This is a genomic window from Polyangium sp. 15x6, assembly GCF_029960785.1.
In the GTDB taxonomy this organism is placed as follows: Bacteria; Myxococcota_A; Polyangia; order Polyangiales; family Polyangiaceae; genus Polyangium.
In genome coordinates this window covers 1-3,393 of sequence record NZ_JASBQE010000227.1, presented here as the reverse complement: position 1 = coordinate 3,393, position 3,393 = coordinate 1, and the positions used below count along the sequence as shown (strand labels likewise).

The 3,393-nt window shown below is 65.3% G+C and carries 2 protein-coding genes and 1 tRNA gene; all 3 read right to left on the bottom strand.

Annotated elements, in window-relative coordinates; genetic code table 11:
- Nucleotides 1-1,027 precede the first annotated feature (1,027 nt).
- Nucleotides 1,028-1,564 carry a hypothetical protein gene (locus tag QHF83_RS53045; RefSeq protein WP_282425836.1) on the bottom strand — a complete coding sequence of 179 codons (537 nt, stop codon included), beginning with the start codon at nt 1,562-1,564 and terminating at the stop codon, nt 1,028-1,030.
- 356 nt (nt 1,565-1,920) lie between these two features.
- Nucleotides 1,921-1,998: transfer RNA gene (locus QHF83_RS53040), tRNA-Glu, on the bottom strand.
- Nucleotides 1,999-2,218: 220 nt separating this feature from the next.
- Nucleotides 2,219-2,644, bottom strand: a complete 426-nt coding sequence (locus tag QHF83_RS53035; RefSeq protein WP_282425835.1) for a hypothetical protein — start codon at nt 2,642-2,644, stop codon at nt 2,219-2,221.
- Nucleotides 2,645-3,393 lie beyond the last annotated feature (749 nt).

Here is a 3,393-nt window from a genome sequence, read left to right as displayed (position 1 = left end):
CGTCCTGCTCGATCTCTGCACGAATCGCCGCCGCTCGCTGATGGTTCCGCATCGGGTGCTCCCTTCGGGGCACCAGCGTCGGAGGAGCGAGCCGTCGGTGTCAGGACGGGGGTGGGCGAGGTGGTACTAACGCTCTTGGTGGCCCGCAACCGGCGACCGAGCAGAGACGAGACGACGAAGGCCGTCCCCCAGGGAGGGGACGAGGTCGTCGACCTGCCCGTCGCCGATGATCTCCGCCCGTTCGTCCAGGCGCTCGCCGACATGATCCTGGCCGACCTTCTCGTTCCGCGACCAACCCCCAAAAGTACCGAGACGAACCCCAAAGAGCTTCCCAGGACGGGGGAAGACGATTAGAGTCACCTCCATGCGTTGCGCCTTGTATGTCCGCCGGTCGACAGAAGAGCATCAGATGGAGAGCATCGAGGTCCAAACCTCGGAGGCAAAGCGATACGCTGCGTCCAAGGGGTGGACCGTCGAGCACGTGTTCGTGGACGACGCGAAATCGAGGGCCGAGTTCAAGAAGCGCCCCGGTCTCCTCGCCATGTTGGTTGGCGCGGAAAAGAAGGCGTTCGACGTCATCGTGGCTCGCGACGAAACCCGTTTGGGGGGTGATACCTTCAGAACCGGCCTGGTGGTTCAGGACATCATCGACGCTGGGGTCAAGCTCCACTTCTACATCGGGGACGAAGAGGTCACGCTCGAAACCGCGGTCGACAAATTCATGATCGCGGCCCGGAACTTCGCCTCGGAGCTGGAACGCGAGAAGATCAGCTCACGAACCCGCGAAAACCACATGACCAAGGCCCGGAAGGGCCTGGTGACCGGCGGCAAGACGTACGGCTACGACAACCACGAGGTTCGCGACGGGGACCGGAGGGTCCGGGTCGAATATCGCGTGAACGAGGACGAGGCGAAGATCGTCCGGGAAATCTTCACCCGCTACGCGGACGGCGAAGGGCTCAAAGGCATCGCGAAGGATCTGAACGCTCGTGGCGTTCCGTCTCCCCGTGGACGAGGATGGGCGCAGTCAGCCTTGCTCCCGATGACCGAACGAGAGACGTACATCGGCATCCTCACGTGGGGTCGGTGCGAGAAAGCGTACAAGGGCGGCACCAAGGTACGCGTCGACAAACCGGAGCACGAGCGGGTCAAGACCGAGGCGCCGCACATGCGGATCATCGACGACGAGTTGTGGAACCGAGTTCAGGCTCGTCGGGTCAAGAAGATGTCCTTCGGTAGAACGAGAGCCTCGGGCGCTCCCCCGAAGTACCTGCTCTCGGGCCTGAGCCGTTGCGGCGTCTGCGGCGGTCGTCTCCAGGTGATCCCTGGCAAGGCCGGCGTAGAACCCACCCGCGTCTACATCTGCTCGAACTACCGCGAGAAGAAGACGTGCACGAACAGCCTCCGGAGGCCCGTCGAGGCCGTGGACGCTGCGGTTCTGAGCTACGTCGAGAAGAAGATCCTGACGGAGGAGGTCGTCGCGATGGTCCTCCGTGAGGTCCGCGCGCGGCTCAAGGTCCGGTCCGAGGGGAACGGAGACGAGGTGGCGGAGCTGGAAGCCCAAGTTCGCAAGGTGAAGACGGAGCTTGACCGTCTCGGGGCTGCTCTCGTGGCGACGGACGACAAGCCCGAGACCATCCTCCGGATGATCACGGAGAGGGAGCAGCGGCTCTCAGCTCTCAACGCCCGCATCGCGGCCATCAAGACCGCGCCCCAGGTTCTTGATCTGGAGGTCCGTCGGCTGGAGAAGGATGCGATGAAGAAGCTCGACGAGCTGAAGGGGCTCACCGAGCGACGGCCCGAGGACGCTCGGCGATCCCTGGAGAGACTGCTCGTCGGCCCGTTGACGATGAACCCTGTCGAGACCCCGGATGGACGGCGCTACCGTGTCACCGGGAAGACAGGGCTAAGCAGTATGGATGGCGTCCCCAGCGGGATTCGAACCCGCGTAACAGCCTTGAAAGGGCTGGGTCCTGGGCCGGGCTAGACGATGGGGACGGGCGCCTCCGGGGAAGCGGGCGCGAACCCTAGCCTCCGCCGAGCTCCAACGCAAGAGCTTTCCGCTCTTCCGTTGTTCACTATTTTGTGTCGTGAGCCACAGGTCCTCATGGACCCCAGCACATCCTCCTCCCATGTGCCTTGTACGCCGCCTCGCATGTCCGCCGGCCGAGCGCATCCCACCTTGGGCACGTCGCCAGCGCGGGTGACGACACGCCACTCAAATCACGGCAAGCTGCCGCAGCAACGCGATCAGCGCATCGGCATCGTCACGCCGCCAAAAACCGAAGGCGAGGTGCTCGCCTGACGTGATTTCGATGTCGACCTCGGCTCCGAAGGGCAAGATTTCGAGCTCGACCTGCGTGAGCTCGATATTCGCGAGCCTGAGGGCTCCCTCGGATACGAGCTGCATCAATCGTCGTGTCGCGGCGACGCGCGCTCGAACCCATAGATAGCCCAACCCGAGAACGGCCATGCACCCACAACACCACATGAACGCCATGAGAAACCATCGGAGCGCTGGCGTGTAGGTGAGGGCCGCGCACATCGAAATGAAAGCGACGATGCCAGCGACGATGCCGTAAAGCGACCAGACGCGGCTCCGCGCGCGTGCCATCAGCGAATCGAGCTCCGTAGGGCCAGACACGGTGAAAACCGTACCGGAGGAGTCTGAGCCTGCGCAAGCGCGCGCGCAGGGGTGTCGCCGATCCATTCTTTCCGAGCCTCCTCCACGCCTGCGGCCATCCCCCGACGCGTGCGAGCATTACGTGCGACAGGCTCCTGCCAGGACCCCGTGCCCATAGGGGTCGACCTCGTCCTCGGCGACCGGCTGCGTCGTTCGCCGGCCGATCGAGGTCGAACGCGAGGCGGCACGGCCTCGCGCCTCCGGAGTCACGACCTTGTGGCCCCGCTGCGTCGGCGCCGTGCCCCGCCCCCCTCGGGACCGTGCTCCGGCCAACCCGTCTCGAAGCCCGGAGGGCACGACCTCGAGTCTCCGGAGACACGGCCTCGTCCCTTCGACGAGCTTCCCCGTGTCCCCGTTCACATGTCCTCGCCTTCGCACCCACACGCTCCCGTATCCGAGGTCGCTCGACGTCGTTGGGGAGTGTGACGGGGACCAGGTGTCCGTGAGGGTGGCTCGTCGGGCGTACGGGACGGGCCAGGCACTCGTCTCCATGACGCTCATGACGCTCGTGACGCTCGTGCGTGACGAGCGCCTTGCGTGCTCGTTCGGGTACCTTCACGCGCCGCCGTCGAGGGCGAGGAGAACGGTAAGTCCTCGCCCACCACCGTCTGGACGACCATCCGCGCCCATGGCAGGCGCCACGTGCGCGGCACGCGCATGCTCGCCGCGCCGGCGTGCGCTCGGCGGGTTCGTCGCAGCCGCACAATAAC